This window comes from Bradyrhizobium sp. USDA 3315 (assembly GCF_054056795.1).
This window is the reverse complement of record NZ_JBSRYP010000001.1, coordinates 5,306,525-5,333,103: the sequence shown is the minus strand read 5'-3', so window position 1 is coordinate 5,333,103 and position 26,579 is coordinate 5,306,525. Positions and strand designations below refer to the sequence as shown.

Genomic DNA, 26,579 nt, shown 5'->3' with positions numbered 1-26,579 from the left:
CGGATCATGCTCTAGAAGCACCTGACTTCGGCTTCGGCCTGGGCGCGCCTGAGGTCGTTGAGCGCGTTCGCGGCCTGCTCGGACGAGCGGAACTGGCCGCCCAGATTGCCCCGCACCTGCGCCATGCTCAGCACGGTCTCGGCGGTGACATAGCGATCATAGGGGATGATCGAGGCGACGACGTCGATCGAGCAGGAACATTGCTCGATCGACTGCCGGGATTCGCCATTGGCCTTCATGCAGCCGAACACATATTCCGCCCGCGCCGAGGTCGGATAGTCGTTGATCTCCTGGGCCCGCACGCTGACGGCCGTCCCGGCAAGCACCAGGATGGCGACAATCGGTCGTAGCATGCCAGCTCCTGCCATGGTCCTGCTTCCTCTTCTCTTTCCGCAAGCTATGCTATGGATGTTGATCAGAAAAGAAAACATTCGGGGAAGTGGCTCAAGAAACGATGATCATCTCTGTACGCACGGTGTTGGCTGCGGCAGTTCTGGCGGTCATGCAGTTCGGCACCTCGTGCTACGCGCAGACCATCCGCGTTGCAGCGCAGAAGACCGGAACGCTGGCCTGGGAACTGGCCGTCATTCGCTCCCATGGTCTCGACAAGAAGGCCAATCTGTCGATCGACGTCGTCGAGTTGGCCAGCCCCGAGGCCGGCAAGATCGCGCTGCGCGCCGGCACGGCCGACGTGATGGTATCGGACTGGCCCTGGGTGTCGCGCGAGCGGTCGCTCGGCGCCAAGCTGCAATTCTATCCCTATTCGAGCGCGCTGGGCGCCGTGATGGTCCCGGCCTCCTCGCCGGTCAAAACGCTCGCGGACCTCAAGGGGCGGAAGCTTGCTATTGCCGGCGGGGCGATCGACAAGAACTGGCTGTTGCTGCAAGCCGCATCGAAGCAGGACGGCATCGACCTGAAGTCGCAGGCGACCATCGTCTACGGCGCGCCGCCGCTGCTCGCCGCCAAGACGCTCGGCGGCGAGATGGACGCGACGCTCAATTACTGGAATTTCTGCGCCGCGCTCGAAGCCAAGGGCTTTCGCCGGCTCGCCGGGATGGAAGAGATCCTGCAAAAGCTCGGCAGCAAGGGCCGCATCGCCATGATCGGCTACGTGTTCGACGAAGCCTGGGCCAATGCCAACAAGGATCTGGTGGCCCGCTTCATCGCGGTGACCCGCGCGGCGAAAGAGATTCTGGCGACCTCGGATTCCGAATGGGACGCGATCGCGCCGCTCACCGGCGCGCAGGATCCCGCAACCCTGCATGCCTATCGTGAGCGCTACCGCGAAGGCATCCCGCGCCGTCCGATCGCGGACGAAGAGGCCGATGCGCGCGTGCTCTACCGGGTGCTGGCGCAGCTCGGCGGCCGCGATCTGGTCGGCACCGCAACCGAGCTCGATCCCGGCACCTTCTACCAAGCGATCCCGGGAGACTAGCGGTGCTGCGTCTCCTCTCATTCACGCTGTTCATCGCGACCTGGTGGATTGCCTCTCTCCTGATCGGCGATGCGAAGCTGCCGGCGCCGCCGGCGGTGCTGTCGGTGCTCGTCGCCGAAGCCCGATCGGGCGCGCTGTTCGTCAATCTCGGCGCAACCCTGGCCCGGGTCGCGCTGGCCTTCACCCTTGCCATGGCGCTCGGCTCGGCGATCGGCTATTTGATGGGCCGCGTCTCGCTTGCCAATCGCCTTGGCGATCCCTGGCTGATCCTGCTGCTCAACCTGCCCGCGCTCGTCGTCATCGTGCTCGCTTACATCTGGGCCGGGCTGACCGAGGTCGCCGCGATCGCCGCCATCGCCATCAACAAGCTGCCGACCGCCGTCGTCACCCTGCGCGAAGGCGCCCGCGCGCTCGATCCTGCGCTCGACGAAATGGCGACAGCGTTTTCTTTTCCGCGCGGCCGCGCCTTCCGTCATGTGATCCTGCCGCAGCTTGCGCCCTACATCGCGGCCGCTGCGCGCTCCGGGCTCTCGCTGGTCTGGAAGATCGTGCTGGTCGCCGAATATCTCGGCCGGCCGAACGGCGTCGGCTTCGAGATCGGGGTTGCCTTCCAGCTGTTCGACATCCCCTTGCTGCTTGCCTATTCGCTGAGCTTTGCGGGTGTCGTGCTCATCATCGAAACCCTGCTGGTGCAGCCGTTTGAAACCAGGCTAACGCGGTGGCGGCTCCGTGCAGCTTGAAGTCAATATCACCGGCAAGAGTTTTGAGAGCGCGGCCGGGAAGCGGCACGACGTGCTCGACAACGTCACCTTCACGCTGAACGCTGGCGAGGTCGGCGTGCTGTTCGGCCCGTCAGGCTGCGGCAAGAGCACCTTGCTCCGGATCCTCGCCGGGCTCGACGCCAACTACCGGGGCCATGTCGCGCGGTCGCCGGGCATGCGCCTTGGCATGGTCTTCCAGGAGCCGCGGCTGTTGCCCTGGCGCACGGTCGAGGAAAATGTGCGGCTGGCCGCGCCGCATGTCGACGACAGCACGCTCTCTGCGCTGTTCGAGGTGCTCGAACTGGGCGCGCACCGCAACCATTTTCCCGCGGAGCTGTCGCTCGGCCTCGCCCGCCGCGTCGCGCTGGCCCGCGCCTTCGCCATCGAGCCCGATTTCCTGATCCTCGATGAGCCGCTGGCCTCGCTCGACAATGCGCTCGCGGGGCGGCTGCGCGACCAGGTCGCGACGCTGGTGGCGAGCCGGAAAATGATGACCTTGCTCGTCACCCACGATCTCGACGACGCCGTTCGCCTCGGCGATCGCCTGTTCTTCCTGTCATCGCGGCCGGCCCGAATCCTCCACGTCGAGACCATTGCCGCACCACGCGCGACGCGCGGCGAACCCGAGATCGACGAAATCAAGCGGCAACTCTCACAGTTGGACCTTGCAAATATGTGAGACGCCGTCATCCTTGGACGAAGCATAAAGGAGAGGCTGGATGTCGCGCGCGTTGATCGCTGTTGGTGTTGCGTCGCTTGTGCTGCCGGCGACGGTGCTCGCCCAAAGCAAGGGCAAAGGCATTCGGCTGTGGAATCTGACCAGCGCCACGATTTCGAGCTTCGCGCTGTCGCCGGCAGGCAAGAACGAGTGGGGTCCGAACCAGACGCTCAACGACAAGGACAAGGAAGTCGACCATGACGAGCGCCTGCGGATCACCGGCGTCGAGCCCGGCCGCTACGACGCCAAGGTCGGCTACAGCGGCGCCAAACAGTGCTTCGTTCGCGACATCGAGATCAAGGCCGACGCCGTGTTTTCGGTATCCGACAAGGACTTGAAGGACTGCAACAAATAGGAAGGCTAACCCGCCGGCAGCTCGCCGCCCGTGCCGGCCCGATCGTTGCTGTGCGGATATTCGCAACGCCAGCGCACCGCGGTCCATTTCGGATGTTCGCCGACCCACCGCGCGATGTAAGGCGGCGCGGCCATGGCGCATTGCTGCAGCGAGCCGTTCCAGTTGAACACCAGATGCTGCTCCTCGCAGGTGGCGGGCGACAGCACGGCACATACCGTGACGATCAGATCAATCGGGTTCATGCGCGATCCCTAAGCGTGCTCATGCAATAGATAACACGGCGAAATACGTAATCAGCCACGTCCGGGTTTCACAGCCCCGTGAGAGGTTGGGGAACCCGGTCCGGGAGGCTTCACGCTCTAGAAGTTCAAACCGTACACCAGCCGCGCCTGATGGCGCTCGAAATTGACGAGGTCGAGGGCGGCATTGCTTCCGGCCCGCTGCCCCCAGGCCTGGACGCTCCATGTCGCGGTCAGGCGTGAACGTTCGGAGAGCTGGAAATAGGCGGTCGGTCCGATGAACAGCGCCTGCCCGGACAGTTCATCCAGGCCGATTCCCTCGTACTTCCTGAAATAGCGCGCTTCGCCGCCGATCAGGATATCCGGCTTCACCCTGGCCATGAGGCCGAATGCGGCACCGATGGTGGCATCCTGATCCGCAGCGCCGGTGCGCGGCGTGCGCGTCCATTCCGGCTCATAGCTTAGGTTGAGGGCCGCGATGACAAAATTCGGGATCACCTCGCGGTCGAACGCGACCGTGAGTTCGGTGCCATAACTACGGACGGCTGCGGCCGTCGTCTCGTCGACGCGATCGGCACGCGTCTCCAGCGCGACCGTCATGCCAAAGGGCGCCGTCTCGCGATTCAGAAAGCGATAGCGGAAATCGACCGAGACGCTCTGCCACGACAGCTGGCGCCGATCGTCAAGACCCGGAACGCGGTTGATGTCGTATGCGCCGAATGACGTTCCGAGCTCGACACGAAAATTCTGCGCGGGCACGAGCTCGAGCTCCATTTCCTGATTGAGCGTGCGATACCGGCCGCCGTCCTTGGCGAAGCGCCCTGTGGTCTGGCTCTGGAATTCGCGCTCACCGACATTGCCCACGTCGGAGCCGATCATGAAGCCGAAGATGTGCTCGGTATCAAAGTCCTCGGCATATGCGCCAGGCGGCAACACCGCCGCGATGCCGGCAATCGCCGCGCACAGCATCCCCGCCCAACGCCCGGTCTTGAGTTTTGGATTCATCGTCCCCGCACCACCGCCTCAGGCCACACTGTAGGACAAAGCAGCTAGGCCCGCCAATCGCGCAGGTGGTGTCGGTCTCAAGGTCTTGTGGGAAGGGTATGAAGGAAGCTGTCCGAGCGGCCGCAGCGCCCGAGAAAGACACGTTCGACAAAAGACGCCTGCCCGGCTCGATGCAGCGCGCTGCACGAGCCGGGCAGGCTGTCTCGCGTTACTTGTCTTAAGATTACTTGCGCGCTGCGCAGGCGTACATGTTGATTTCCATGCCCACCGGCACTTCGACGATCTTCGGTGTTTTCCAGGCCATTTCCTTCTCCCAAGTCATAAGTTGTTGGCGCAAACCTCGCGCCGCGCGGCAAGCTAGGGCTGCCTTTTCCAGGGCGCAAGCCGGCCGGGTAAGGACCCGACTTCGCTGCTGGACATGCCGAGGCGGACGACGGCTCGCTGACATCTGCCCGGCGTTGGGAACTCCGACACTGATCTGTCGGGCATTTTCCGGCTGCCGGGCGGCGACGCGGGGGTAAGGAGACCCGATTCATCCAGCCGCGTCTTGCCCAAGAGCGAACTCGCAACTTTTTTGTTATGCGCGGATTCCTGCGTCAATATCCGGCAATCCGCCTAGCAAGATGCGCCGGAAAGGCAAGCTATTTGAGCAGGCGCAGCAAGGCCCGGCCGGCGCGCGAGTTCAACTCCTTCGCATCCAGCGTTCCGTCATTGTCGGGATCGGCGGCCTTGAAGCGCTGCTCGACGACCGCAAGGTATTCGTCGAGCGTCAGGGTGCCGTCGTGATCCGGATCGGCCGCGGCCAGTTCTTTCGCGGTCAGCCGTCCGCGCAATTCGCGCGCGTCGAGCGTGCCGTCATGGTCGGGATCGAGCTTCGCGAACAGGTCGGCAGCAGCCTTCTTGGCTTCGGCGAGATCGACCGTACCGTCATTATCAGGATCAAGCATCTTCAGCGCGCCCTTGCGGCTGGATGCCGCCAGGGCGGGCCCCGACAGGATGGCAATGGCCAAACTCAGCGCAAGCGATCGGCGCGAAATCATCGTTCGTCTCCCGTAAGTGCCGCTCCGGCGAAGACACGGAGCGCCTGCGATCGGACCCTACCATAGCAGCTTCAGCGGAGCTTCCCACGGTTCGTGTACGCGGCGAAATCCTGTCGGGTTTCGGGTGGAAAGCGATTGCCTCACGGGTCATCTGTGGCGCTCGCGATTGCATCACAACGAGCGAGGTGACCCATGACCAGCATTTGCAAGAACGCATTGGGCTGCCTTGTTGCATTCGGTCTTATCGCGCCCGTGTCCGCGCAGACCCGGCACCCTGCCCCATCGGCGGAGGCGGTCCAGCAGCGCGTGCTCACCGGCAAGGAGCGGCTCGGCCGCAAATGGACCGACGAGCAGCGTATCGATAATTGCAATGTGCCGCCGGACAAGCGGGGCGCGAAACCGCGGCCGAGTGTCTGTCCCCCGACGCCGTCCAGCTGACCGTTCGTGCCGCGGCATCACGGCGGGCCGCGCTGGTGTAGCGTATTCCACGCGACGGCAAGCCACGAACGCATCTGCGAAAGACCTGACGCTTTCGATCAGTCTCTTGCGGTTAGCGGGCGCTCGTTCACGTTTTCGTATTGACCCGTTTTGGTTTCAGGCGGATGGTTCCGTCCGCAACGTCAGGAATAGGCGTGCGGAAAAAAGATTCATTGGGAGGATAGGATGAGACGCATTGCGCTGGCCGCAAGCCTCGTGATTCTTGCATCGTATGGTGCAAGCGCCCAGACCAACGAGCAGTTGGTCAAGGGGGCGACTGATACTTCGAACGTTCTCAATTACGGCATGGGTTACAATCTTCAACGCTTCTCGACGCTGAACCAGATCAACAAGGACACCGTCAAAAATCTGGTGCCGGTCTGGAATTACAGTTTGAACGACGATCGCAGCGAGGAATCGCAGCCGCTCGTCTACCAGGGCGTCATTTACGTCACCACGCACAACGCCACGATCGCGATCGACGCCAAATCCGGCAAGCAGATCTGGAAGACCAAGGTCGAGTATCCCGCCGAGACGCCGCGTATCGTCTGCTGCGGCATCATCAATCGCGGTGCTGCGCTGTATGACGGCAAGGTGTTCCGCACCACGCTCGACGCCAATGTGATCGCGCTCGATGCCAAGACCGGCAAGGAGCTGTGGCGCCAGAAGGCCGCGGATATCAAGGAAGGCTACTCGATGACGGTGGCCCCGCTGGTTGCCGACGGCGTCGTGATCACGGGCATCTCGGGCGCCGAGTTCGGCACCCGCGGCTTCATCGACGGCTGGGATCCCGCCACCGGCAAGAAGCTCTGGCGTACCTACTCGATCCCGACCCCGGACGAACCCGGTGGCGACACCTGGAAGGGCGACACCTGGAAGCTCGGTGGCGGCTCGACCTGGATCACCGGCTCCTACGATCCCGAATTGAACACGGTGTATTGGGGCATCGGCAATCCTGGACCGTTCAACTCGGCGGTGCGTCCCGGCGACAACCTCTACACCTGCTCAGTGCTGGCGCTCGATCCGAAGACCGGCAAGATCAAGTGGCACTACCAGTTCTCGCCGAACAATCCGTTCGACTATGACTCGGTGGCCGAGATGGTGCTCGCCGACATGAATGTCGAGGGCAAGCCGACCAAGGTGCTGATGGACGCCAACCGCAATGGCTTCTTCTACGTGCTCGATCGCACCAACGGGAAGCTGCTCGCGGCCAATCCTTATGTGAACGTCAACTGGGCCACCGGCATCGACATGAAGACCGGACGGCCGATCGAGACCGACATCACCAAGGATGCGCGTGAAGGCAAGAAGGTCACCGTCTACCCGTCGATCCTCGGCGGCAAGAACTGGGAGCCGATGTCGTTCAATCCGCAGACCGGCCTCGCCTACGCCAACACGCTCGCGTTCGGCGGCAAGTACAAGGCCGAGCCGGTGACGTTCAAGCAGGGCGAATGGTATCTCGGCATGGATCTCACCGATCCCTGGGAATGGGGCACCGGACCGCGCGGCCATCTGAAGGCGATCGATCCGATGACCGGCAAGGCGAAGTGGGAAGCGCCGAGCGATATTCCGCGCTTCTCCGGCGTGCTCTCCACCGGTGGCGGCGTGGTGTTCTCCGGTCAGCTGACCGGTGAATTCGAGGCGTTCGACGCCGATACCGGCAAGAAGCTCTGGCAGTTCCAGACCGGCTCGGGCATCGAAGGACAACCCGTCACGTGGCAGCAGGACGGCGTGCAGTATGTCGCCGTCACCTCCGGCTATGGCGGCGTCTATTCGCTGTTCTCGGGCGACGAGCGGCTTGCCAAGGTCCCACCCGGCGGCTCGCTATGGGTTTTCGCGGTCAAGAACTGAGCGCGGAGCACACGTGACTGAACGAGTAACCCTGTTGACGGCGGCGATCTTCGCCGCCGTCGCGGCGGCGGTGATCATGCTGATTCCGGCCGCCGCACAGCAAACCACCGCAATCGACCTTGAGGGTCAGGCCGACCAGGGCAAGGTCACCTACGCCAAGAACTGCTCGCATTGCCATGGGCCCAACATGGTCAATTCCGGCACCATCACGCCGGACTTGCGCGCGTTTCCCGACGACAAGACGCGCTTCGTGACCACCGTGAAGCAAGGCAAGAACGGCAAGATGCCGCCCTGGGTCGACATCCTGAACGAGCAGGAGATCGCCGACGTCTGGGCCTTCGTGTCGAGCCGGAGGACCCAATGAGGGCTCTTCTTGCGGGCGCCGCGACAGCCCTGCTTCTCGCTTTGTCGTCGGCAGCGCATGCCGCCGACGAACCGCTCAAGGTATGCCTCGACGAGGATCTGCCGCCGCTATCGGCGCATCATCGCGGCAAGCCCGATGCCGGCTTCGACGTCGCGCTCGCGCAGGCCATTGCCGAGCGACTTGGACGGCCGCTCAAGATCCAGTGGTTCGAGAGCAAGCTCGACGAAGATTCGAGCCCGGCGCTCGAAGCCAATGCGCTGCTGTCGGACGGGCGCTGCTCGCTGGTCGGCGGCTACGCGCTTACCACGGACTCGCTGAAGGCACCCGGCGTCACGACAGCCAAGCTGCCGGACTTCGACGGCGCCACCCGCGAGGATCGCCGCCGGCGGATCCCGATCGGCGTGCTGGCGCCAAGCCAGCCCTACATCTATTCGCCGATGACCATCGTCCTCGGTCCCAAGGCCAAGGACAAGCTCAAGGAGCGCAAGATCACCGGCATCGGCGATCTCGCCGGCCTTCGCCTGACGATCGAAAGCGGCACGCTGGGCGACGCCATCCTGATGACCTTTGACAAGGGTAAGCTGATCGACGACATCACGCACCTCGTTCCGGGGCGCAGCGACCTGCTCGGAGAACTGGAACGCGGCGAATTCGACGCCACGCTGCTCGACCTGCGCCGCTTCGACGCCTACCGCGCTGAACATCCGGACACCAGGATCACGGCCTCGGGCTACTATTATCCGATCGGCGCCAACCGCGGTTACGTTGCGCTCGAAACCGACAAGGCGCTGCTGGAAGCCGTCAACAAGGTCCTCGCCGATCTGCAGGCCAAGGGCACCATCGCGGAGCTCGGCAAGGCCGCCGGCCTCACCTGGCTTCCGCCGCGTGAGCCGATCATCCTCGGCGATGTCTGGCTGAAGATCCTGAACCGGTGATGCCGGCGATAGCTATCGCAAATAGCTCGCCAGATTCATGCTCTGGATCTTGGAGATCGCCGAATAGGACGCCGTCAGCTGCGCCTGATAGGTCGAAAGCTGTGCCGTCACGGCCGCGACATCGACGCTGGTGAGGTCCGTCGACAGCGTCTTCGCAAAATTCTGATAGTCACTCTGGTTTGTGCTGGCGGTCTCGATCTGCGACGCCGCGGCCGACAACTTTGCCTGCACGGTGGATGTGGCATCCAGCGCATTGCTCGCGAGGTCGAGCGCCTGCGTGATGTCGCTCGACGACAGCGTCGTGCTGTTGCCGACGAATTTCAAGAGCCGCATGACCTGCTCGAACGCCGGATTGTCGGCGGTGACGCCGTAGGAAATCGACTGGCTGTCCGACACGCGTACGGACGCGATCTCGCTGTCGCCCTTGTAATAGCTGGCGTCTGATGTCGTCAGCGATCCGGTGCCGGTGTCGAAGCTCGACAAATCCGCCGGCGCGGTGTCGGTGCGGGCGCCGCTGAAGACATATTCGCCGTCATACTGGGTGTTGAGCAGCCCCTGCATCTGCGCCATGGCCTGCTGGGCATAGTTGATCACCGATGCCGTCGCCGTGCCGCTGCCGGTGGTGGCCGCGCTGAGCTGGGTCCGCAGCTGCGTGATGATGTCGGTCACCGAACCGACCGCCGAATACATCACCTGCACCTTGTTACCGGCCAGTTGGCCGGCATCGATATAGGACTGCGCGCGCGTCACCGACACCTGCAAATTGATGACGCGCCCGGCGCCGGAACCATAGCCGCCGAAATCCTCGGATTGCAGCCCGGAGGACTCCTGCACCTGCTCGTTGGCCATGACCGCCTGCACCCGCAGCGCGTTTGATATCATCTGGTCCGACTGAGCAAAGGTGGCAACACGCATCATCATGACGACGGCCTCGGGCTCAGCTGGCGCTCATCGCAGTCATCAGCGCCGAGAACATGGCGTTGATGGCCGTAATGATCTGGGACGCGGCGGCGTATTTGTTCTGCAACGCACTCAGATTTGCGGATTCCTCGTCAATGTTGACGCCGGACTGCGACGACAGCGAATTCGCATATGTCGACTGCGCGGTTTGCTTGGCGGTGTAGGCCGCCGACGCCTGGGTCGCCTTGCCGGCGACGTTGGCGACGATGGCGGCCGCGTAGTCCGTGAAAGAGCCGGTGGTCGCCCCGAGGCCGCCGGCCATGCCGAAATTGGTCGACCCCGTCAGCGCGCTCGAGAGCGCGTTCACCACCGTCGCCGAGCCCGGTGACAGCACCGAGTTTCCGGCCGTCATCGTGGACGACGCATCGAGCGTCGCCGTCGGCAGCGCCGCCGTGCCGTTGAGGATGTCGCTGCGAACGGCGATGTCGGACGCGCCGGTCCCGGTGATCAGGTCGTTGAACCCGAAGTAATCCGAAAAGCCCTCGCCCGAACTGCCGACGGAGCTCGTCATCTCGTTGATCGCAACGCCGTTGCCGGATGTGGTCGTCGAGATCGACAAGTGTCCGTTGGCATCGACCGAAGCTGACAGCCCCGAGATACCGTTGATCGCGGTGGCGAGATCACCGACCGTTGCGTAGGACGACAGATCGAGGTCCTGGTAGGACACCAGATTGCCGCTCTTGTCCGCAACCGCGATGCGCACCGTGCCGGTCGCCGACAGCGGCGTCGTGCTGCTCACGGTGCCGGTCCCGGTCAGGCTCGCCGGCGGCGGCACCGACGTGCCCTGGTTCGATACCGCGTTGACGGTCGCGGTCAGCTGCCGGGCCAGCTCGTCGAGCTGCGACTGCGCCGCCGGCAGCGTCTGGTCACGCAAGGTAATCAGCGCGCTGACCTTGCCCGAGGAGATCTGCGAGGTGACGTCGACCCCATTGACGGTGATGCCGCTGAAACCGCTCAACGATCCCGCGCTATATGTCGTGGACGCCGTGACGCTGGGCAGCGCCGTATAGCTCAGCGGATGCGCCGTGCTATCGACCAGCGCCTGCCCCGATCCGGTATAGACCTGCAGATCGCCGCTCGACGTGGTAAAATAGCTCACATTCATCATCGACGCGAGATCCTGCAGCGCGCTGTTGCGCTGGTCCTCCAGATCGGCGGTCGACTGGCCGGCGGCCGCTTCCTGCTTGATCTGCTTGTTGAGGTCGGAGATCTGCTGCAGATCGGAATTGATGTCGCTGACCGACGAGGCGATGTCCTGGTCGGCATTGGAGCGCAGCTTCTGGATGCCGCTCGAGGTCTGCTGCAGCTGCGTCGTCACGGCCGCAAGCGCGCTGCCGGCGTTCGACTGCAGCGACGCGCTGCTCGGCGTGCTCGCCAACGACGACAGCGCCGACTCGAATGCCGCGATCGTATTCGCCAGCGAGGTGCCTGTCGTGGAGCTGTCGCTGCTCGAGGTGCTGCCATAGAGCTGCTGGAGCTCGGTCAGATAGTTGTTGTTGGTGTCGGCGGCGCCGAGATCGGAATCGGCTCCGACCAGCGACTTCAGCAGCAGCTTGTCGACCGCGCTGCTGATCCCCGTGATCGTGACGCCGGTCCCGACACCAGAGGTGACGCTGCTGCTCTGGTTGGCGGTCTTCGCGGTATAGCCCTTGGTGTCGGCATTGGAGATGTTGGCCGAGGCTACGCTGATCTGCACCTGCGTGGCTGACAGCCCGCTGAATGCGATGCTCCGTGCAATATCGAGCGACGACACGACAACCTCCCTCCGGCGCCGGCCCGATCACGCCCGCACGTTGGTGCCATAGGACATCGCGGGCGTGACGCGACGGCCGCCGGCACCATAGGGCGATACGTTGGCGATCTGCTCGCGGATTGCCTGCATGATCGCCTCGATCCTGCGGTTGCTCGCATCGATCGCCGCCCGCAACCGCATCACGTTCTCGTCCATCGCCATCCGAAGCTTCAGGATCCGATCCATCAGCTGCTCCCGCAGCACACGATCCTGGACGTTGAGGTTTGCGGTCTTGCCGACCGCCTCCGCCACACACTGCTCGAACAGGGTGGCGAGGCGGTGCTTCTCGTCGACCTGCTTCAGCCGCGAGGCCGGCAGCCCCTTGGCGAGCTCGACATTCTCCTCGTTCACGATCGCGATCAGATTGTCGATCAGCGCGATCAACGACCTGGCGCGCTCGTCATTGCCCGCGGGATTGATCTTGATGTTGCGTTCCGGTGTCATGTCATCGCTCCCGTTCAAGCTAGTGTCCGCGACGCAGGGCGCGAACTGATTGTGCGCTGCGCCCGTACGCGGTGATCGCCGTTACCCGGACCGTGGCCCGGTTGAGTTCATGGTCGAGCCGAGCGCATTCGCGCATCAGCTGGTCCCGCAACGTTCCCACATCGTCGAGCAACGCACGGAGCTGCGCCCGGTCGTCCGGCCGAACCGCAGCGGCCTTCGCCTTCAGCCGCTGAAGCCTGACCAGCAAGCGGTCATTCCGCTTGTCGGTCATCATCGCGACACCGCCGAGATCAGCGTATCGAACATCTTGTCGACTGTGGTGATCACCTGCGAGGCCGCCGAATAGGCCTGCTGCGCCGAGATCATGTTGGAGAACTGGCCGCTGGTATCGGTGGTGCTCGACTCCAGCTCGCTGCCGTAGATCGTGCCGGCGCCGTTGGTGCCCGAGGTCTGCAGCGTGGCGTTGCCGGAAGCTGCCGTCGCGGAGTACATGCCGTCGCTGGCCGCGCTCAATCCGTTGGGATCGCTGAAGGTCGCGACCGCAATCTTGTAGATCGCGATCGTCTGCCCGTTGGAGTAGGTGGCGTCGACCACGCCTCCCTTGCCGATCGAAATGCTGCTCAGCTTGCCATAGGGCAGACCGTCCGACGTGATGCTCGTAAGGTCGACGGCCGGCGTGGTCTCGCCTGACGAATACTGCGTGAGGCCGTCGGTTTTGCCAGCCGTGCCGAGATTGAGCGTGATGGCCGTGCCATTGGCGGCAGAACTGTCGGCCGCCCCATCCTTCCAACCCGTCACCGATATGACGGGAGGGCTCGGGCTGGTCGAGGCGAGCGAGCCGTCGCTGTTGAAGGTGATATCCACCGTATCGGTGATCGCGTTGGCGCTGTCTGTCGTGGAGTCCGAGGCGAGCTTTGGCGTCTCGAAACTGGCCTGCCAGCTGTTGTCGGCGGTCTTCTTCCAATCGATCTGGATCGTGCTTGCCGTGCCAAGCGAATCGTAGACCGTCATCGAGCTATTGAAGGTCGCACCGACCGCGGCATCGGCCGGCAGGTTCGCCGCGACCGTGGTCTTGGTGGTGGCGCTGCCGCTGGTGGAAGCCACCTGCGTATTGATCGGACCAAGGCTCGCGGCGGAGGCATTGCCGATGATGTTGCCGTCAGCGTCGGTGCGCCAGCCCTCGAGGTAATTGCCGTTGTTGACGAGGTAGCCCAGATTGTCGGTGGTGAACGCACCGTTGCGCGTATAGGAGGTGGTGCCGCCGGACGTCGCGTTGGTGGTGACGAAGAAGCCGCTGCCCTGGATCGCGACGTCGGTGGCGTTGGTGGTCGCGGACAGCAAGCCCTGCTGGGTGATGTTGGCGCGGCCGGACACCGTGACGCCGCCGGACGTATATGAGGTGGCGCTGTTCGACGCGGTCACCAGATCCTGGAACATCGCCGACGTGGTCTTGTAGCCCGTGGTATCGGCGTTGGAAATGTTGTCGGAGATCATTGCCAACGACTGGCTCTGCGCATTGAGCGCCGAGATCGCCGAGGAAAGAGCACCAGTGAGACTCATGATATGACTCCGGAAGCAATCAGGACGTGACGCCGATGATGTTGGCGGCGCTGACGGGGACGCCGTTCACGAGCAGCGACGGCGTCGAGCCGGAGGCATCGATGCCGGTCACCGTTCCCGTCATCGTGGTGTAGCTGAGCAGCGAGTTTCCGGCGGAGTCGGTCGCGGTCACCTGAATCGTATACTGGCCGCCGTCCTTGAGCTGGGTCCCGTCGGAGGTCTGGCCGTTCCAGGTGAAGGTGTTGGAGCCGGCGGTTCCGGTTCCCTTGCCGCTCCACACCGTGTTGCCCGAGGAGTCCTGGATCGTGATCGCGACGTTGGACGCGGCCGATGTGAGCGAGTAGCCGAAGGTCGCCGAGCCGTTGGTCAGTTCCGCCGTGTTCGTCTTCGCCTCGACGGTGTGGCCGATATAGTTGACCGAGTTGAGCGTCACGAGGCTCGAGAACGAGCTCGCCAGCGATGTCATGCTGGCGTTGGTCGACTGCTGCTCGGTGAAGTTGGCGTAGGAGGTGAGCTGGTTGATGAAGTCGGTCGTGCTGGTGGCGTTCAGCGGATCCTGGTTTTGCAGCTCGCTGACGAGAAGGTTGAGGAAATCGGTCGAGCTCATCCCCATCGACGCACTCGACGACGAGCTCGACGTGGTGGAAGTTGCAGCAGAGGTTGCCGAGGAAACGGTCATGACAAGGCTCTCTTCGCCGCGGGATGCGCGACGGAACGCGGTGGAACATTGGGGTCGTGATGTCGTTCGCAGATAAAACGGATGACGCGCCGATTTCAGGCGCGGATTCATCCGCCCGGAATCACTTGATGAATCGGCAGAATTTGCCGTGTCCGTTGCGGGCTCATGGCTCGCAGGCGTGCGCAAGCATCTCGCCGCGAAGGCACGCGGACAGCTGCAATGGCAATGCGGAACGTCTTAGAGCGAGAGGCTGATCGGCAGATCCGGCTCGCCGAGCATCAACGCCGGCGGCGTCAATGCGGGCAGCAGGCAGAGGGCCAGCAGCAGCGCCGGCAGCACCTTGCCTTGCTGTGCGGATCGGCCCGGTGCTTGTGCATCGTTCGGCTGATCGTCAGCCGGGGCTGGCCCCGAAGCGGGCTTCTGGGGCAATTTCGCCGCCGCGGTCACGATGCTGTCGGCAAGACCCTTTGGTGCGCGAACCGGCGGCGCCGCGAGCGCGCGGCGTACCGCACTCGCCTCCTCGTAGAGCGTCCGCGCCTCGGCCGAAGATGCCAGGAGCTGGACGGCGGCAAGACGTTGATCGTCGGGCCAGCGGGACAGATCCTCCCCCAGCCGGTCGATCAGGTCTTCGAATGTCGCAACGTCCATCGCGCGCGCAGATCCAGCCTCGTCGCCAAGGCTGTCATAAAGCATTCGCAGGACGGCGGAAATCAATTTCCGCCGCTGCCGCATCAGGTCCAGCATGGCGCTCGCCGGGCGGCTATTTTCCCCAACCAGGGCGCCCGCTCAGGCCCTTTGCTGCGCCGGCTAAGCGCCCTCGTCGGGTGATTCGCGGCCCTCTCCAAGCTCAGCGGCCGGCGGCTGATTCGAGCGTCTTGTCGAGTGCCCTGGCCTTGGCGGCCTTGCCGGCGGTCGCCTCGACGAACTTCCAGGCGTCGCGCAGTTCCGCCAGGCTCGCGATGATGCGCCGGAAATTCTCCCTGGCCTGCGGCCGGCCATAGGAGCGCAGGCACGCCATGATCAGGGCGCTATAGGTGCGGTAGAGACGATCGGCCATCGCGCCGCCACGGGTGAAATCGAGATTGTGGCTCAGCCCGCGCAGGATCGCGGTCGCCCGCGTCAGATAGATGTGCCCTTCCTCGAAGCGCTTCGCCTCGTGCGCTTCCAGCGCCTTCTGCAACAGCGTGATCGCGCCGTCGCACAGCATCACCACCGCCTTCAGCGGCGGCACCGCCACCGCGGCGGATCGATAGGCATTGTTGGCGTGGTAGGCGGTCGCGTTCTGGGTCATTAGTTACTCGATGATGCGTCTAGGAGTGCTTTCAGGTAGCCCAGCGTGTTGTTCGCGCTTTCGATGGCCGCCTGGTAATTGGCGTATTGAACCTGCAGCTGAGCCTTGAACGTCGCCGCATTGCTCTGAATGTCGCTGACCTGGGACTGCAGGTCGGTGTCGCGCGACTGCAAGTTGGTGATCATGGTCTGGAGTTGACCGCTGGTTCCGGAACTGGTGTGCGCGAGCTGGTAGAGCTGCGTCGCCAAACCGGACGACGATGTCACCGTGATCGACTGCGAGGTCGAGCCCGTATAGGTGAAGGCCATACCGGCGTAGATCGTTCCTGAATTGCCGATGATGGTGTTGCCGACCACCGAAAAGCCGGAGCTGTCGCCGCCGACCGAGGCTCCGGTCAGCGTACCGGTGGAGTCCACCGTGAGGTCGAGCGTGAAGGATTGCGGCGATGTGCCGGTATTGACCACACTGAGCTGGCTGGACGAAGTGGCGGTCTGCGCCGACAGCAGCTGGGTGACGCCGGCGAGATTTTGCGTCAGCACCGTCGACAGCGTTCCGGTATCGAGCTGGAGCTCGTTGTTTTCATTGAAGGACAGGCCGAGATCGGCCATCGTCATGCCGCCGACCGTCCCGCTGAGCACCTGCTGCAGCTGGGTCATGAGATCGCGCATCGTGCTGTCGCCGAACAGCACCGCGCTCGACGCGGCCGTGCCGTCGGAATTCTGCGCCGACTGCGCAATCACCTGGTCGCGCAATGCGTTGTAGTTGGTGACGAAGGTCTGCAGCGCTGACGTGATCTGGCTGGTGTCGGTCTCGATGCTGATGTTGAGGCTGGTGCCGCTCGGCGTCGGCTGCAGCAGGTTGAACGTGACGCCGGACAAGACGTCGGAAATGTCGTTGGTGTTACGCGTGAGCGCGATGCCGTCGAGGGTGAACTCCGCGGACTGCGACTTCTGCAGCACGTCGGTGAACGCCCCGGACGTGTCGGTGACGCCGAGCTTGTTCAGGATGTCATCGCCCGACGTCGACGAATAGGCGATGTCAGCGGCGTCCTGTGTCCCCGTCAGCACCATCTCGTAGGACCCGCTCGACACCTGGACGATGGAGGCCTGGACATTGGTGGTCGAGGTCTGGGCGTTGATGGTGTCGACGATATCCTGCATCGACATGCCGCTGGTGATCGAGATCGCCGTGCCGGTGCCGCCGGACAGGCCGAGCGAGAAAGTGCCGGAGAGACCCAGCGCCGTCGAGCTGCTCGACCGCGAGGAGCCGATCACCTTCTGCGCGGTCGCGAGCTGAGTGATCTGAAGCGTGTGATCGCCGGTCGCCGACCCGCTGTTGACGCTCATGTTGAGCGCCGACGAGGCGCTGACGTCACCGGTGGACGAGATCGTCGCCGCCCGGGTAGCGAACGCGTTGGTGGCAATCGAATTAATGATCGACGTGCTGAGCGACGACAACCCGGTCGCCAGCGTCGACAGCTCGGTCTGCAGCGATTGATAGGCCGTGATCTTGGCCTGGTTCCCGGTGATCGTCGTGGTGATCGAGGTCGCCGCTGCGAGCTTGGCGTTGACCTCGGCCTCGATCAGGGCATCCCAATCGATGCTGGTCGAATTGGTCGTGCCGGTCGTTGTCACCGTGCTGGCGGAACTGGTCGACGTCGTGCCTGATGTGCTCGAGGTGGCGCTGCTAACCGTCATGTCGACACTTCCGCCGCGATAAGAATCGGGCCGGCATCATGCCGGCCCGATCGGTCTTTCGAATTAGCCGAGCAGCTTCAGCAGGTACTGCGGCATCTGGTTCGCCGCGGTTTCAGCCGAGACCGCGGCCTGGGTCTTCACCTCGGCCGAGGACAGCGTCGCCTGCTCGGAAGCGATATCGACGTCCTTGATCGCCGAGTTCGCCGACTGCAGGTTCTGGGTCTGGGTCGAGATCGAGTCAGCGCTGAAGTTGAAGCGGGATTCCTGAGCACCGATCTCGGCGCGTGCGGACGAAACCTTGTCGATCGCGGTGTCGAGAGCCGTCATCGCGCTGGTGGCGCTCGACAGACTGGACACATCGAGCGACGTCACGGACAGCGACGAGGCCGTGAGGCTCGTCAGCGTGATCGTGATGGTGTCGGCCGAGGTCGAACCGACCAGCACCGAGACGCCCGAGGAGAACACGCTCGAACCGTCGAGCAAGCTCTGGCTGCTGTAGCGGGTTCCGCTGGCGATCGAGTCGATTTCGCCCTTGAGCTGCGTGAATTCCGAGTTGATGTAGGCGCGGCTGGAATCGGCCACGGTGCCCGAGGCGGACTCGGAAGCCAGCGACTTCATGCGGGCCAGGATGTCCGAGATGTTGGAGGCGCCGCCGTCGGCGGTCTGCAGGATCGAGGTCGCCTGCGCCGCGTTGGTGGCGGCCTGCTGCAGCGTCGTGATGTCGGAGGAGATGCGGGTCGAGATCGCAAGACCGGCCGCGTCGTCGGAAGCCGAGGTGATGCGCGAGCCGCTCGACAGCTTCGACAGCGCGCTGGTTTCCTGCTGCGAGTTGATGTTGAGGTAACGGACCGCGGAGTTCGCGGCGGTGTTGGTGGAGATTGCCGGCATGAGTAGCTCCTGTGCTGATGGGCATGGCATGCCGCATCGTGAAAAATGAGAGGTGACGCGGATCCAGCCCCCGTCCGCCCGATCAAACGGGTCGGCCGCCGGTGGTCAGGCGCAAAATCTTCAGAAGCCGGAATTTATGGTTAGCAGTCGGTAAACGCGCCGCGCAGGTCGCGCTCGTGCCGCTTCAGCATCTCGCGCAGCTGCTGCCGTCCTCGCTTCAACAGCGACTCCACCGCGGCCACGGTCGTATCCATGACCTCGGCGATCTCGCCGTTGCTCATGTTCTCGTGATAGGAGAGGATCACCGCGACGCGCTGCTGCTCGGGCAGCCGCTGCATCGCGACCTCCAGCAGATTGCCGATCTCGTTGCGCTCGATCACGGCGGAGGCATCGAGCTGGGTGTCGGCGACCTCGGGCACGACATCGACATTCTCGGTGCGCGGCTTGCGGCGCAGATCGATGCAGCGGTTGCTGACGACACGATAGAGCCAGGTCGAGAACTTGGCGCGGCCATGCTGCCAGCGGCCGCGATGCGTCCACACCTTCAGCATCGTGTCCTGCACCACGTCCTCGGCGTCGGCGGCGTTGCCGACGATGCGCAGCGCGATCGCGTAGGCGCGATCGACGTGACGTTCGACCAGAGCACGGAACGCCGTCTCGTCGCCGGCGGCGAGACGGTCGAGCAATTCCTTGTCTTCGTCGTGGATCTCGACGGTGTCGAGCGGACCCGCATCGGCAACGGTCCGAACGTTGCTCCACGGAGCAGCCGCTTCGGCAGGTGCAACCGCGGCCGGCGTGGCCTCCACTTCGGCCGGTGCCCTCATATCAAGCGCGTAACTCATCCGCCGCTCTCCAACCAACGCCGCTGGCACACATTCCATGCGGCTTCTGAGCGTTGAACGGAGAGCGTCAGCAAACCAGGCGAACTTTTTTTGTTATTTTTCAAATGCTTAGCCGGATGTTTTTGCCGACCGCCCGGCAAAAGCTGCCGCTGCGCTTTGGCGCAGGGAAAAATGCGACGGAGTTTGGAGCAGTCGTTCAGCATCGCCTCGCATTTCCGCGGAAGAGATCGTCGCGTCGGAAAACGCTGTTGTCACACCAACTAACGCCACGCGAACCCATGCATGCGCGGAGCATGCGAGCGATTCATCGCCGTTGGTCGCCATCTTGCATTCGACGATTGCGACTAGGCAATTTTTTCCGAATCACTGTTTCGACGTTATCGGATTTTTTGAATCTGTCAGTCGCGAAGCGCGCGTTTTCGAATCCCGCATCAACTTTTTTGAACTGTCGCGCCTGATTTGTCTCACGCGCGCGTTCAACGCATGAGGACTGGCGGGAATGTTGCGCATGACAATCATGACGGTCGACGCGACGCGTCGAGCGCAGAATGTTTCTGCATGTTCATTCGATGTTTTCGATACATTTCTGTTGCGCGCCTGCACGACGGCGGATGGCGTATTTGAAGGGGTTTTTCAGCGTTCCTGCATTGCTGAAAAATTTCCGAACATGTCCGTCAGTTTCGTTCAGCATCGAATCCAGGCGGAGGCGCGGGCGCGCAAAGTATCGCAGGAGCGGTGCGGCTCAACTGAAGTGCGCATCGCCGACATCTACAAATACTTTCCGTTCAGGCTGTTCGGCCTGACCCGCGATGCGTTGCAGGATCTTGCGCAGATCGAGTTCGAGACCGAGCTCGAGCTGTGCCGCGCCAATCCCGAAATGCTCGAGCAATATCTGGACATGAAGCGCGGCGGTTTTCGCGTCGGTTTCATTTCCGACACCTACTGGAGCACAGACCAACTCGCGCAGCTGCTGCGTTGCTGCAGTCCCGGGCTGAGCTGGGATTTCCTCTATGCGTCCTGCGATCACGGCAGCAGCAAGAGCGAGGCACTGTTTGAAGCCTATCTCGCCGAGCAAGGCATCGACGCGGCAAGCTCGTTCCATGTCGGCGACAACCACACCGCGGATGTCAACGGCGCGCGCCGTCACGGCATCCGTCCGCGCTACTACCCGCAGGCCGGCGCGGCGCTGGCTTCCAAGTTTCAACGCGAAGCATCGATCTTCGAATTGCTGTGTCCCGATCAGCCGTCGCGGCTCGATTGCGGCGCCCGCACGCTGCGGCGCGCGGTGACGGCGAAGAGCGCGGAGCATTCTCCCGCCTTCAACCTCGGCGTGACCGTGCTCGGCCCCGTGATGGCGGCGTTCGACGCATTCATTGCCGCGCGGCGCAGCGCGCTTGCTCGCGAGGGCGCGCGCGTTGCGGTCTGCTTCCTCGGCCGCGACGGCCTGCTGCCGCATCGCGTCTGGCAGGCAAACCACGGCGAGACCGGCGCCTATATCGAGATCAATCGTCGCGTCAGCCTGGTCGGGTCTGCCGATACGCTCGAACCACTCTGTGAGCTGCTGAGCCGGGTCGTCAAGATCGACGCGGCGACCTTTATCGACATCGTCAAGGTGCAGCCGCCCGCCGTGATGAAGTTCTTCGCGCAGTATCCCGACGGCATTGCCAGCGGCCGCGAACTCGCCGACGCCCTGCCCGATCTGATGGACCCGCGCGAGATCACCGATATCGCTGCCGGTGTCCGGACCCGTTTGCTGACCTATCTTCGCGCGCATATCCGGGATTTCGACGGCTGCACCGATCTGATCCTGGTCGACCTCGGCTATTCCGCAAGCGTGCAGAAGTCGTTGCGGCGAATTTTCGATCGCGAGGGCATCCGCATCCGCCTGCACGGCGCCTATCTGCTGACGCTTGACGATGCCTTCGACGGCATCTCCGATGACGACACCGCGGAGGGCCTGGTCTCTGATCGCGTCGTCACGCCGCACGTCAAGCGCATGCTGATCCGCAACGTCGCATTGCTGGAGCAGCTGTGCTGTTCCACGGAAGGATCGGCGCGGGATTATCGCGACGGTGAGGTATTGCGCGAGGGTGATCAGCGCCCGGCCGCCCAACTGGCGCTGGCGACCGAGGTGCAATCCGGAACGCTGGCCTATGTTTCGCGCGCCCGCGAGCTGGCACCACGCTACGGATTGCAGCCCGATGCCGCCCCCGCGGTCGCGGCGCGCTGGACGGCCGCCGTGCTCGGCCGCCTCCTGCTGCTGCCGGACGATGATGAGCTCGCGCTGCTCGGCGGCATCAAGCATGACGTCAATCTCGGCACCCCGGCGCTGGCGCCATTGCTCGATGCCGACTTCGTCAATGATAGCATCATCGCCCGCGGCCTCATGACCGCCTGCACGGCTCCGGCGCCCCCGATGTGGCTGGCGGGCAGCTTTGCCGCCCTGTCGCCGTCGCATGCCTATCTCTACACGCTGTTCGGCGCCAATCGCCTGCCCGCTAGCGTGTTCGGCGAAGCGCTGTGCGGGACGCTGCAGGTCGGTCTGTTCGAGCGGAACGGCCAGGCGTCGCTGGAGGCGATCAGCGTCTATCACACCGGGCTCGGCGATCTTCGCCTGCGGATCCCGCTGTCGCGCCGGATGGCAATCGCGACCATCGCATTGCCGCTGGCCAAGCTCACCCGCGACGGGATGCTCCACGGCATCACGGTCCAATATGGCGAGAGCGCCGCGAAAGCCGCCGAGGGTTCGAACGTGACAGCGATCGCCGAGGGACGGCTCATCGATGTCGGCCTCAAACGGCGCGGCCGTCACTTCCGCGCCACCAGTGACGACGGCATGCTGCTCATCCCCGTCGACGGCTTCGAAGACGACGTCGCCATCTACACGGTCGCACTGACCGCCCTCGACCATGACCGCATCCTTGCGGTCGCGGACCGCGACGGCAACGGCGCCGCTTCGGCCACACTGACCTGGCGCAGCGCCAGAGGCATGCCGACAACGAACAACAACAGCTGATTTGTCCGCCTGATCCGGCCGCCCCGCACGTAGAAGGTTAACGAGGGGTAGTGCGGGCATGATGTCGGCTGACACGGCGCAAGCGGACGGCTTGCAGACGAACTTCGACCAATTGCTGGCGGCGAACGGCATCCGGATGAGCGCGGCGCAGCGCCGGCGGCTCGCCTGGCTGTCGGAGCGGCTCGGACCCGCGGTCGTCCATCAGGCCGGCTCAGTGCCGGCGAGGGACCATGGCGTCATCATCCTCGTCGAGCCGCCGAGCGGCCCCGCCGCCGAGATGCTTTGCCGCTCGCTTCGCGCCGACTGCGCGGTCGTCGTCCCGTTCGGCGAGAACCCGGCGTTCGATTTCCTGAAGTCCAAGCTGACCGACTTCGGCACGATCGGGCCGAGCTTCGATGGCCCGCACGAGATGTGGTGGGGCGGCCTCAATTGGCGCCCGATCGCGCCCGAGCAAGGCTCAAGGTCCGAGGCATCGCTGCGCGTGGTCTCCTGCTATCCCCGCGCTTGCGGCGACGACCATGCCCGCGCTCTCCGCGACAAGCTGGCCGAATTTCGGATCCCCTGCGATATCGCACCGATCGACACCGCAGACGGCGAGCACATGCGCGCAGCAGAGAAATCCGCCTTCTTGCTGCGGATGTGGGAGCAGCATCGTGAGCCGCTGCTGTTCATCGAGGCCGACGCAGTCCTCAGCGAGCCGCCAATGCTGCCGTCGTCCATCGCATGCGACATCGCGCTTCACAAATGGAACCGGTGGGAAATGTCGGCGCGCACCCTCTATCTCGCCCGTTCGCCCGCCGCCGAAGCGGTGCTGCGCAACTGGCATCACATCGCGAGCGCCTATCCCGCGGTCTGGGAAGGCTATCTGCTCGACCAGGCCTGGAGCCTGACATCGTCACAGATGGCGCTCGACACCGTCTGGCTGCCGCGCTCATACCACGCTCCGGCCGAAGACGCCGGCACGCCCCGCCACACCACGGTCGTTCACGACCTGCCCACCGACAGCAGCGATCTTGGACCGGATGCCGAATTCGGCGTCGCGATGCGGGCCGCGCGGCGCGCCAGCCGCAGCGGCGGCCGTGACGCCATGATCGTGATCCGGTCGCAGGCGGCCTCGAATGATGCGATCACCGTGATCATGCGCGATATCGCGGCCAGCGACGCGCGCGAAATGGCTGCCAGCATCGAGGCGGTCACCGGCGCGTTCGCAGCCGATTGCGGCGGGTTCGGCCGGCTCGAGCTCGCACTCTGCCCCTGGCAGGACGATATCCGCGCGGCGAAATCGGCCGCGAAAAGCGCGAACAACCGCATCATCGAGATCGCGCCGTGGCAGGCGCTGCCGGCCGATCTGTTCCGCACCGTGGGCCAGTCCCGCGATGCCGGCAGCGTCGTCGTGATGGCCGGGCAGCACGGCTGATGAACGCCGGAAAGACAGAGCAAGGGAAGGACATCGACATCATGAAGACAATCATCCTTCTTACCGGTGCCGCCAACCAGCAATTCGCGCTCACCGAACTATTGAAGGCGCACAATCCGGCGCTGTCGTTCAGCTGCGCGGTAACGGCCGACGAGCTCGCCGCGATCGAGCCGGAGGTCTTGCGCGAGGCCCGGCTGTTGGCCTTCACCACCAGCGTCATCGTGCCGGAGCACATTCTGGCGGCGCTCGGCCACTGCGCCTACAATTTCCATCCCGGCCCGCCGCAATATCCCGGCTGGGCGCCGGCGCATTTCGCGCTCTATGACGGTGCCCGCACCTTCGGCGCGACGGCCCATGTGATGGCCGCGCGCGTCGATTCCGGCCCGATCGTCGGGGTCGAGTCCTTCATCATTCCCGACAAGATCAGCGTGCGCGGTCTCGAACAGATCGCCTATGTGCGGCTTGCCCATCTGTTCTGGCGGATGTCACGCGATCTCGCCTGCGATCCCACGCCGTTGGCGGAATTGGAGATCGCCTGGTGCGGAATCAAGAGCACGCGGTGGATGTACCGCGAGATGTGCGAGCTCCCCACCGACATCAGCGCCGGCGAGCTGGCGCGCCGGATCCGTGCCTTCCACGACGACTTTCGCGGCATCCCGCTGACCTGCTCGTTGCACGGCATCCGCTTCCAGCTGGCAACGACTGCCATGCAGGTGCCCGAGGCACCACAGGTGGTCTCGCCGCCGCTCGCCGCGGCCTCCTGAGAAACGGCCTCAACCGCGCGTCGCACGGCCCCGGACCTCGCGGTGCCGCTGCAAATGCGCCCTCACCGCGCGCTCCGCGGCGCGCGCGGAGCCGAAATAGCCACCGTCGAGGCCGTCAAAGGCGCGATCCGAGGAGAAGAAGCAGAAGCCGCTTTTGTCGCTGACGACGATACCAGCGGTCCGATCCGATACTTCGATGACATAGGCTTGAGACATTTGGGCTTGGGACATGCGTGTTCGATCGCCGGACGACGGCGCTCCTGTCTGATTGTCGGGTGCTTGACTTGTTGGAGCGATCAACAACAGACGCCGGTCGCCGCCGAGACGCAGCGATGCTGCATGCGGTTTCGCATGTCGCACATCAAGCTGCGGTGGTCGTGTCTCATTGCGGTGGCCTTGAACAACGCGGGGTATCGCGCAGCAATATCCGGCCGAACCGCGCGGCGGTCAATGAAATGGCTGACCAAAGATAAGAGCCCGGCGCGACGCCTCATTCGCGGCCAGCGGAAAAACAGCACAGTTTTGGTGGTGACGGTCGTGGAGCGCTGAATTGGCCGGACACCGTGCATCCCGGTGCCTGGCCAAGGTCGCTCAGGGCAGGATCGGCGGGTGATAGGTGAAGGTCGCCATCAGGATCGCCGCCAACAGCATCACGATCGGGAAATGGATGAAGAACTGCACCGAGGTGTAGCCGATCAGATCCTTCGACTTCAGGCCGAGGATGCCGAGCAGCGGCAGCATCCAGAACGGGTTGATGAAGTTCGGCAGCGTCTCGGCGATGTTGTAGACCATCACCGTCCAGCCGAGATGCGCGCCGATGTCGTTGGCCGCCTTCATGATGTAGGGCGCCTCGATGATCCACTTTCCGCCGGCCGATGGCACGAAGAAGCCGAGCAGCGCCGAATAGATTCCGACCAGGAACGAAAACACGGTGGAATTGCTGGAGGCACCGACGAACCAGTGTGCGATCGTGTCCGACAGCGTCGTGCCGCTGCTGTTCGGGACCTTGGTCAAAATCTGCGCAATGCCGGCGTAGAACGGAAACTGCAACAGCACGCCGGAGACACTCGGCATCGCCTTCGAGAACGACTCGATGAGGCTGCGCGGTCGCCAGTGCAGCACGATGCCGAGGATGAGGAAGACGAAATTATAGGTGTTGAGGCCCGACAGCGTGATCAACGGATTGCCCGACTGGAATGTCTGCCACAACCAGCCGGCGGCAAGCACGGCGATCAGGATCGTCAGCAGCGGGCTGAACTCGAGCCAGTCGCCCGGACGCGCCGGCTTCCTGGCCTCGATGCGATCATTGCCGAGCGCAACGCCGAGGTCTTCTGCCGTCCTGGCCTGCTCGGGCGCCGGCGTCGTGAAATAGCAGATCGCAGCAGAGACCACGGTCACCATCGCGACGGTGATCATGTTCTGCCAGGTCAGGATGGTTTCCGAGAAGCCGATCACGCCGGTGATCGGCAGGAGCGACGCCGGAATGCTGCCGGCATTGGCCTGCAGCTGCGCGGCCGAGGAGGTGATACCGAGGGTGAAGCCGCAGCCGAGCCCGAGATAGCCGGCGGCGCCGGCCGCCCGGTAGTCGAGCCTGATGTCGGTGCGCCGTGCGATCTCGCGCAGCAGAAGACCCGAGAAGATCAGGCTCAGGCCCCAGTTCAGCAGCGACAGGAAGATGCTGAGCACGCCGACGAAGACCACGGCGCCGCGCCCGGTCTTCGGCACGCTGGCGAGCCGTGCCAGCACCGCCGCCACCGGCGGCGACATCGCCACGACATAGCCGCCGATCGCGACCAGCGCCATCTGCATCGTGAAGGGAATCAGGTTCCAGAACCCGTCACCAAACGCGCGGCTGACGGCGAGCGGCGAACCGCCATGCAGGATCGCGCCGATCGCGACCGCAATCACCGCGATCAGGACGAAAACGTAGGCATCCGGAAACCAGCGCTCCGCAAACGCCACCAGGGCTTGCGAAAATCGCGCTATGATGTTGTCCGCGACAGGTTTTCGCAAGCTCACGGTTTGATCGTGCGTTGCATTCGTCATCAA

The 26,579-nt window shown here is 64.0% G+C and carries 30 protein-coding genes; 11 read left to right on the top strand and 19 right to left on the bottom strand.

Annotated elements, in window-relative coordinates:
* Positions 1 to 11: 11 nt before the first annotated feature.
* Positions 12 to 353: a hypothetical protein gene (locus ACVIYL_RS24685; RefSeq protein WP_371852187.1), complete on the bottom strand. Its 342-nt coding sequence runs from the start codon at positions 351 to 353 to the stop codon at positions 12 to 14.
* Positions 354 to 502: 149 nt separating this feature from the next.
* Here ACVIYL_RS24685 and ACVIYL_RS24680 point away from each other — a divergent pair, with 149 nt between their 5' ends.
* Genes ACVIYL_RS24680 through ACVIYL_RS24665 form a run of 4 tightly spaced genes read left to right on the top strand, consistent with a single transcriptional unit; the run spans position 503 to position 3,269 of the window.
* On the top strand, positions 503 to 1,435 hold the full coding sequence (locus tag ACVIYL_RS24680; protein WP_456781885.1) for an ABC transporter substrate-binding protein: 933 nt from the start codon (positions 503 to 505) through the stop codon (positions 1,433 to 1,435).
* Positions 1,436 to 1,437: 2 nt separating this feature from the next.
* Positions 1,438 to 2,175, top strand: coding sequence for an ABC transporter permease (locus tag ACVIYL_RS24675; protein ID WP_057020570.1), 738 nt, complete (start codon positions 1,438 to 1,440; stop codon positions 2,173 to 2,175).
* Complete coding sequence (locus tag ACVIYL_RS24670) at positions 2,165 to 2,875, top strand: ABC transporter ATP-binding protein (protein WP_016847784.1); 711 nt, start codon at positions 2,165 to 2,167, stop codon at positions 2,873 to 2,875. Before ACVIYL_RS24675 ends, ACVIYL_RS24670 begins: the two co-directional genes overlap by 11 nt.
* Positions 2,876 to 2,915: 40 nt before the next feature.
* Positions 2,916 to 3,269, top strand: coding sequence for a hypothetical protein (locus ACVIYL_RS24665; RefSeq protein ID WP_456780089.1), 354 nt, complete (start codon positions 2,916 to 2,918; stop codon positions 3,267 to 3,269).
* A 5-nt stretch (positions 3,270 to 3,274) separates the two neighbouring features.
* On the opposite strand, the gene ACVIYL_RS24660 is transcribed toward ACVIYL_RS24665, so the two are convergent.
* The 4 genes from ACVIYL_RS24660 to ACVIYL_RS24645 form a co-directional block, all read right to left on the bottom strand.
* Positions 3,275 to 3,511 carry a hypothetical protein gene (locus tag ACVIYL_RS24660; RefSeq protein WP_168856069.1) on the bottom strand — a complete coding sequence of 79 codons (237 nt, stop codon included), beginning with the start codon at positions 3,509 to 3,511 and terminating at the stop codon, positions 3,275 to 3,277.
* 117 nt (positions 3,512 to 3,628) lie between these two features.
* Entirely contained in the window at positions 3,629 to 4,513 is an 885-nt protein-coding gene (locus ACVIYL_RS24655; protein ID WP_375167067.1) for a hypothetical protein, read from the bottom strand.
* A 223-nt stretch (positions 4,514 to 4,736) separates the two neighbouring features.
* Positions 4,737 to 4,817 carry a pyrroloquinoline quinone precursor peptide PqqA gene (gene pqqA, locus ACVIYL_RS24650; RefSeq protein ID WP_009031067.1) on the bottom strand — a complete coding sequence of 27 codons (81 nt, stop codon included), beginning with the start codon at positions 4,815 to 4,817 and terminating at the stop codon, positions 4,737 to 4,739.
* Between the two features lie 337 nt (positions 4,818 to 5,154).
* Positions 5,155 to 5,553 carry an EF-hand domain-containing protein gene (locus tag ACVIYL_RS24645; RefSeq protein WP_253607693.1) on the bottom strand — a complete coding sequence of 133 codons (399 nt, stop codon included), beginning with the start codon at positions 5,551 to 5,553 and terminating at the stop codon, positions 5,155 to 5,157.
* Between the two features lie 192 nt (positions 5,554 to 5,745).
* Between ACVIYL_RS24645 and ACVIYL_RS24640 the strand changes: the two genes are divergently transcribed.
* From ACVIYL_RS24640 to ACVIYL_RS24625, 4 genes are all read left to right on the top strand, one after another.
* Positions 5,746 to 5,991 carry a hypothetical protein gene (locus ACVIYL_RS24640; protein WP_225647641.1) on the top strand — a complete coding sequence of 82 codons (246 nt, stop codon included), beginning with the start codon at positions 5,746 to 5,748 and terminating at the stop codon, positions 5,989 to 5,991.
* A 225-nt stretch (positions 5,992 to 6,216) separates the two neighbouring features.
* The gene (locus tag ACVIYL_RS24635) at positions 6,217 to 7,881 is read left to right on the top strand and encodes a methanol/ethanol family PQQ-dependent dehydrogenase (RefSeq protein WP_018272901.1); all 1,665 of its coding nucleotides are present in this window, start codon (positions 6,217 to 6,219) and stop codon (positions 7,879 to 7,881) included.
* A gap of 76 nt (positions 7,882 to 7,957) precedes the next feature.
* Complete coding sequence (locus tag ACVIYL_RS24630) at positions 7,958 to 8,245, top strand: c-type cytochrome (RefSeq protein WP_253609934.1); 288 nt, start codon at positions 7,958 to 7,960, stop codon at positions 8,243 to 8,245.
* A complete protein-coding gene (locus tag ACVIYL_RS24625; RefSeq protein WP_253607692.1) occupies positions 8,242 to 9,180 on the top strand; it encodes a substrate-binding periplasmic protein in 939 nt (312 codons plus the stop codon). The genes ACVIYL_RS24630 and ACVIYL_RS24625 overlap by 4 nt, the downstream gene beginning before the upstream one ends.
* A gap of 12 nt (positions 9,181 to 9,192) precedes the next feature.
* On the opposite strand, the gene ACVIYL_RS24620 is transcribed toward ACVIYL_RS24625, so the two are convergent.
* The 12 genes from ACVIYL_RS24620 to ACVIYL_RS24565 all read right to left on the bottom strand — a co-directional run bounded on the left by ACVIYL_RS24620 (position 9,193) and on the right by ACVIYL_RS24565 (position 19,536).
* Positions 9,193 to 10,101, bottom strand: a complete 909-nt coding sequence (locus ACVIYL_RS24620; RefSeq protein ID WP_456780088.1) for a flagellin — start codon at positions 10,099 to 10,101, stop codon at positions 9,193 to 9,195.
* Positions 10,102 to 10,117: 16 nt separating this feature from the next.
* On the bottom strand, positions 10,118 to 11,893 hold the full coding sequence (gene flgK / locus ACVIYL_RS24615; RefSeq protein WP_456780087.1) for a flagellar hook-associated protein FlgK: 1,776 nt from the start codon (positions 11,891 to 11,893) through the stop codon (positions 10,118 to 10,120).
* A 27-nt stretch (positions 11,894 to 11,920) separates the two neighbouring features.
* The gene (locus ACVIYL_RS24610) at positions 11,921 to 12,376 is read right to left on the bottom strand and encodes a hypothetical protein (protein WP_038379117.1); all 456 of its coding nucleotides are present in this window, start codon (positions 12,374 to 12,376) and stop codon (positions 11,921 to 11,923) included.
* A 19-nt stretch (positions 12,377 to 12,395) separates the two neighbouring features.
* Positions 12,396 to 12,650, bottom strand: coding sequence for a hypothetical protein (locus tag ACVIYL_RS24605; RefSeq protein ID WP_456780086.1), 255 nt, complete (start codon positions 12,648 to 12,650; stop codon positions 12,396 to 12,398).
* Positions 12,647 to 13,936 carry a flagellar hook protein FlgE gene (gene flgE, locus ACVIYL_RS24600; protein WP_028340077.1) on the bottom strand — a complete coding sequence of 430 codons (1,290 nt, stop codon included), beginning with the start codon at positions 13,934 to 13,936 and terminating at the stop codon, positions 12,647 to 12,649. Before flgE ends, ACVIYL_RS24605 begins: the two co-directional genes overlap by 4 nt.
* Before the next feature lie 19 nt (positions 13,937 to 13,955).
* On the bottom strand, positions 13,956 to 14,615 hold the full coding sequence (locus ACVIYL_RS24595) for a flagellar hook assembly protein FlgD (protein ID WP_225647635.1): 660 nt from the start codon (positions 14,613 to 14,615) through the stop codon (positions 13,956 to 13,958).
* A gap of 237 nt (positions 14,616 to 14,852) precedes the next feature.
* Positions 14,853 to 15,359 (bottom strand): hypothetical protein, encoded by a 507-nt coding sequence (locus ACVIYL_RS24590; RefSeq protein WP_456780085.1) that lies wholly within the window; start codon positions 15,357 to 15,359, stop codon positions 14,853 to 14,855.
* 103 nt (positions 15,360 to 15,462) lie between these two features.
* On the bottom strand, positions 15,463 to 15,906 hold the full coding sequence (locus tag ACVIYL_RS24585) for a flagellar export chaperone FliS (RefSeq protein WP_253607687.1): 444 nt from the start codon (positions 15,904 to 15,906) through the stop codon (positions 15,463 to 15,465).
* Positions 15,906 to 17,603, bottom strand: coding sequence for a flagellar filament capping protein FliD (fliD, locus tag ACVIYL_RS24580; RefSeq protein WP_456780084.1), 1,698 nt, complete (start codon positions 17,601 to 17,603; stop codon positions 15,906 to 15,908). The genes ACVIYL_RS24585 and fliD overlap by 1 nt, the downstream gene beginning before the upstream one ends.
* A gap of 63 nt (positions 17,604 to 17,666) precedes the next feature.
* Positions 17,667 to 18,491 (bottom strand): flagellin, encoded by an 825-nt coding sequence (locus tag ACVIYL_RS24575; protein WP_028336954.1) that lies wholly within the window; start codon positions 18,489 to 18,491, stop codon positions 17,667 to 17,669.
* 140 nt (positions 18,492 to 18,631) lie between these two features.
* The gene (locus ACVIYL_RS24570; protein ID WP_253607685.1) at positions 18,632 to 19,333 is read right to left on the bottom strand and encodes an RNA polymerase sigma factor; all 702 of its coding nucleotides are present in this window, start codon (positions 19,331 to 19,333) and stop codon (positions 18,632 to 18,634) included.
* Positions 19,330 to 19,536, bottom strand: coding sequence for a hypothetical protein (locus ACVIYL_RS24565; protein WP_253607684.1), 207 nt, complete (start codon positions 19,534 to 19,536; stop codon positions 19,330 to 19,332). The genes ACVIYL_RS24570 and ACVIYL_RS24565 overlap by 4 nt, the downstream gene beginning before the upstream one ends.
* 464 nt (positions 19,537 to 20,000) lie before the next feature.
* Between ACVIYL_RS24565 and ACVIYL_RS24560 the strand changes: the two genes are divergently transcribed.
* Genes ACVIYL_RS24560 through ACVIYL_RS24550 form a run of 3 tightly spaced genes read left to right on the top strand, consistent with a single transcriptional unit; the run spans position 20,001 to position 24,530 of the window.
* Positions 20,001 to 22,349 carry a hypothetical protein gene (locus ACVIYL_RS24560; protein ID WP_456780083.1) on the top strand — a complete coding sequence of 783 codons (2,349 nt, stop codon included), beginning with the start codon at positions 20,001 to 20,003 and terminating at the stop codon, positions 22,347 to 22,349.
* Positions 22,350 to 22,407: 58 nt separating this feature from the next.
* A complete protein-coding gene (locus ACVIYL_RS24555) occupies positions 22,408 to 23,766 on the top strand; it encodes a hypothetical protein (RefSeq protein WP_456780082.1) in 1,359 nt (452 codons plus the stop codon).
* Between the two features lie 38 nt (positions 23,767 to 23,804).
* Entirely contained in the window at positions 23,805 to 24,530 is a 726-nt protein-coding gene (locus tag ACVIYL_RS24550; protein WP_456781884.1) for a formyltransferase family protein, read from the top strand.
* A gap of 9 nt (positions 24,531 to 24,539) precedes the next feature.
* Here ACVIYL_RS24550 and ACVIYL_RS24545 read toward each other — a convergent pair whose 3' ends face one another.
* Complete coding sequence (locus tag ACVIYL_RS24545; RefSeq protein WP_253607681.1) at positions 24,540 to 24,761, bottom strand: hypothetical protein; 222 nt, start codon at positions 24,759 to 24,761, stop codon at positions 24,540 to 24,542.
* 360 nt (positions 24,762 to 25,121) lie between these two features.
* Positions 25,122 to 26,576 carry a short-chain fatty acid transporter gene (locus ACVIYL_RS24540; RefSeq protein ID WP_456780081.1) on the bottom strand — a complete coding sequence of 485 codons (1,455 nt, stop codon included), beginning with the start codon at positions 26,574 to 26,576 and terminating at the stop codon, positions 25,122 to 25,124.
* Positions 26,577 to 26,579 lie beyond the last annotated feature (3 nt).

What these genes read in the sequence shown, in the direction of transcription:
- ACVIYL_RS24685 (WP_371852187.1), bottom strand. Translation starts at nt 353, where the DNA reads ATGCTACGACCGATTGTCGCCATCCTGGTGCTTGCCGGGACGGCCGTC.
- ACVIYL_RS24680 (WP_456781885.1), top strand. Translation starts at nt 503, where the DNA reads ATGCAGTTCGGCACCTCGTGCTACGCGCAGACCATCCGCGTTGCAGCG.
- ACVIYL_RS24665 (WP_456780089.1), top strand. Translation starts at nt 2,916, where the DNA reads ATGTCGCGCGCGTTGATCGCTGTTGGTGTTGCGTCGCTTGTGCTGCCG.
- ACVIYL_RS24660 (WP_168856069.1), bottom strand. Translation starts at nt 3,511, where the DNA reads ATGAACCCGATTGATCTGATCGTCACGGTATGTGCCGTGCTGTCGCCC.
- ACVIYL_RS24655 (WP_375167067.1), bottom strand. Translation starts at nt 4,513, where the DNA reads ATGAATCCAAAACTCAAGACCGGGCGTTGGGCGGGGATGCTGTGCGCG.
- pqqA (WP_009031067.1), bottom strand. Translation starts at nt 4,817, where the DNA reads ATGGCCTGGAAAACACCGAAGATCGTCGAAGTGCCGGTGGGCATGGAA.
- ACVIYL_RS24645 (WP_253607693.1), bottom strand. Translation starts at nt 5,553, where the DNA reads ATGATTTCGCGCCGATCGCTTGCGCTGAGTTTGGCCATTGCCATCCTG.
- ACVIYL_RS24640 (WP_225647641.1), top strand. Translation starts at nt 5,746, where the DNA reads ATGACCAGCATTTGCAAGAACGCATTGGGCTGCCTTGTTGCATTCGGT.
- ACVIYL_RS24635 (WP_018272901.1), top strand. Translation starts at nt 6,217, where the DNA reads ATGAGACGCATTGCGCTGGCCGCAAGCCTCGTGATTCTTGCATCGTAT.
- ACVIYL_RS24630 (WP_253609934.1), top strand. Translation starts at nt 7,958, where the DNA reads ATGCTGATTCCGGCCGCCGCACAGCAAACCACCGCAATCGACCTTGAG.
- ACVIYL_RS24625 (WP_253607692.1), top strand. Translation starts at nt 8,242, where the DNA reads ATGAGGGCTCTTCTTGCGGGCGCCGCGACAGCCCTGCTTCTCGCTTTG.
- ACVIYL_RS24620 (WP_456780088.1), bottom strand. Translation starts at nt 10,101, where the DNA reads ATGATGATGCGTGTTGCCACCTTTGCTCAGTCGGACCAGATGATATCA.
- ACVIYL_RS24610 (WP_038379117.1), bottom strand. Translation starts at nt 12,376, where the DNA reads ATGACACCGGAACGCAACATCAAGATCAATCCCGCGGGCAATGACGAG.
- ACVIYL_RS24605 (WP_456780086.1), bottom strand. Translation starts at nt 12,650, where the DNA reads ATGATGACCGACAAGCGGAATGACCGCTTGCTGGTCAGGCTTCAGCGG.
- flgE (WP_028340077.1), bottom strand. Translation starts at nt 13,936, where the DNA reads ATGAGTCTCACTGGTGCTCTTTCCTCGGCGATCTCGGCGCTCAATGCG.
- ACVIYL_RS24595 (WP_225647635.1), bottom strand. Translation starts at nt 14,615, where the DNA reads ATGACCGTTTCCTCGGCAACCTCTGCTGCAACTTCCACCACGTCGAGC.
- ACVIYL_RS24590 (WP_456780085.1), bottom strand. Translation starts at nt 15,359, where the DNA reads ATGCTGGACCTGATGCGGCAGCGGCGGAAATTGATTTCCGCCGTCCTG.
- ACVIYL_RS24585 (WP_253607687.1), bottom strand. Translation starts at nt 15,906, where the DNA reads ATGACCCAGAACGCGACCGCCTACCACGCCAACAATGCCTATCGATCC.
- fliD (WP_456780084.1), bottom strand. Translation starts at nt 17,603, where the DNA reads ATGACGGTTAGCAGCGCCACCTCGAGCACATCAGGCACGACGTCGACC.
- ACVIYL_RS24575 (WP_028336954.1), bottom strand. Translation starts at nt 18,491, where the DNA reads ATGCCGGCAATCTCCACCAACACCGCCGCGAACTCCGCGGTCCGTTAC.
- ACVIYL_RS24570 (WP_253607685.1), bottom strand. Translation starts at nt 19,333, where the DNA reads ATGAGTTACGCGCTTGATATGAGGGCACCGGCCGAAGTGGAGGCCACG.
- ACVIYL_RS24565 (WP_253607684.1), bottom strand. Translation starts at nt 19,536, where the DNA reads ATGCTGAACGACTGCTCCAAACTCCGTCGCATTTTTCCCTGCGCCAAA.
- ACVIYL_RS24560 (WP_456780083.1), top strand. Translation starts at nt 20,001, where the DNA reads ATGTCCGTCAGTTTCGTTCAGCATCGAATCCAGGCGGAGGCGCGGGCG.
- ACVIYL_RS24555 (WP_456780082.1), top strand. Translation starts at nt 22,408, where the DNA reads ATGATGTCGGCTGACACGGCGCAAGCGGACGGCTTGCAGACGAACTTC.
- ACVIYL_RS24545 (WP_253607681.1), bottom strand. Translation starts at nt 24,761, where the DNA reads ATGTCCCAAGCCCAAATGTCTCAAGCCTATGTCATCGAAGTATCGGAT.
- ACVIYL_RS24540 (WP_456780081.1), bottom strand. Translation starts at nt 26,576, where the DNA reads ATGACGAATGCAACGCACGATCAAACCGTGAGCTTGCGAAAACCTGTC.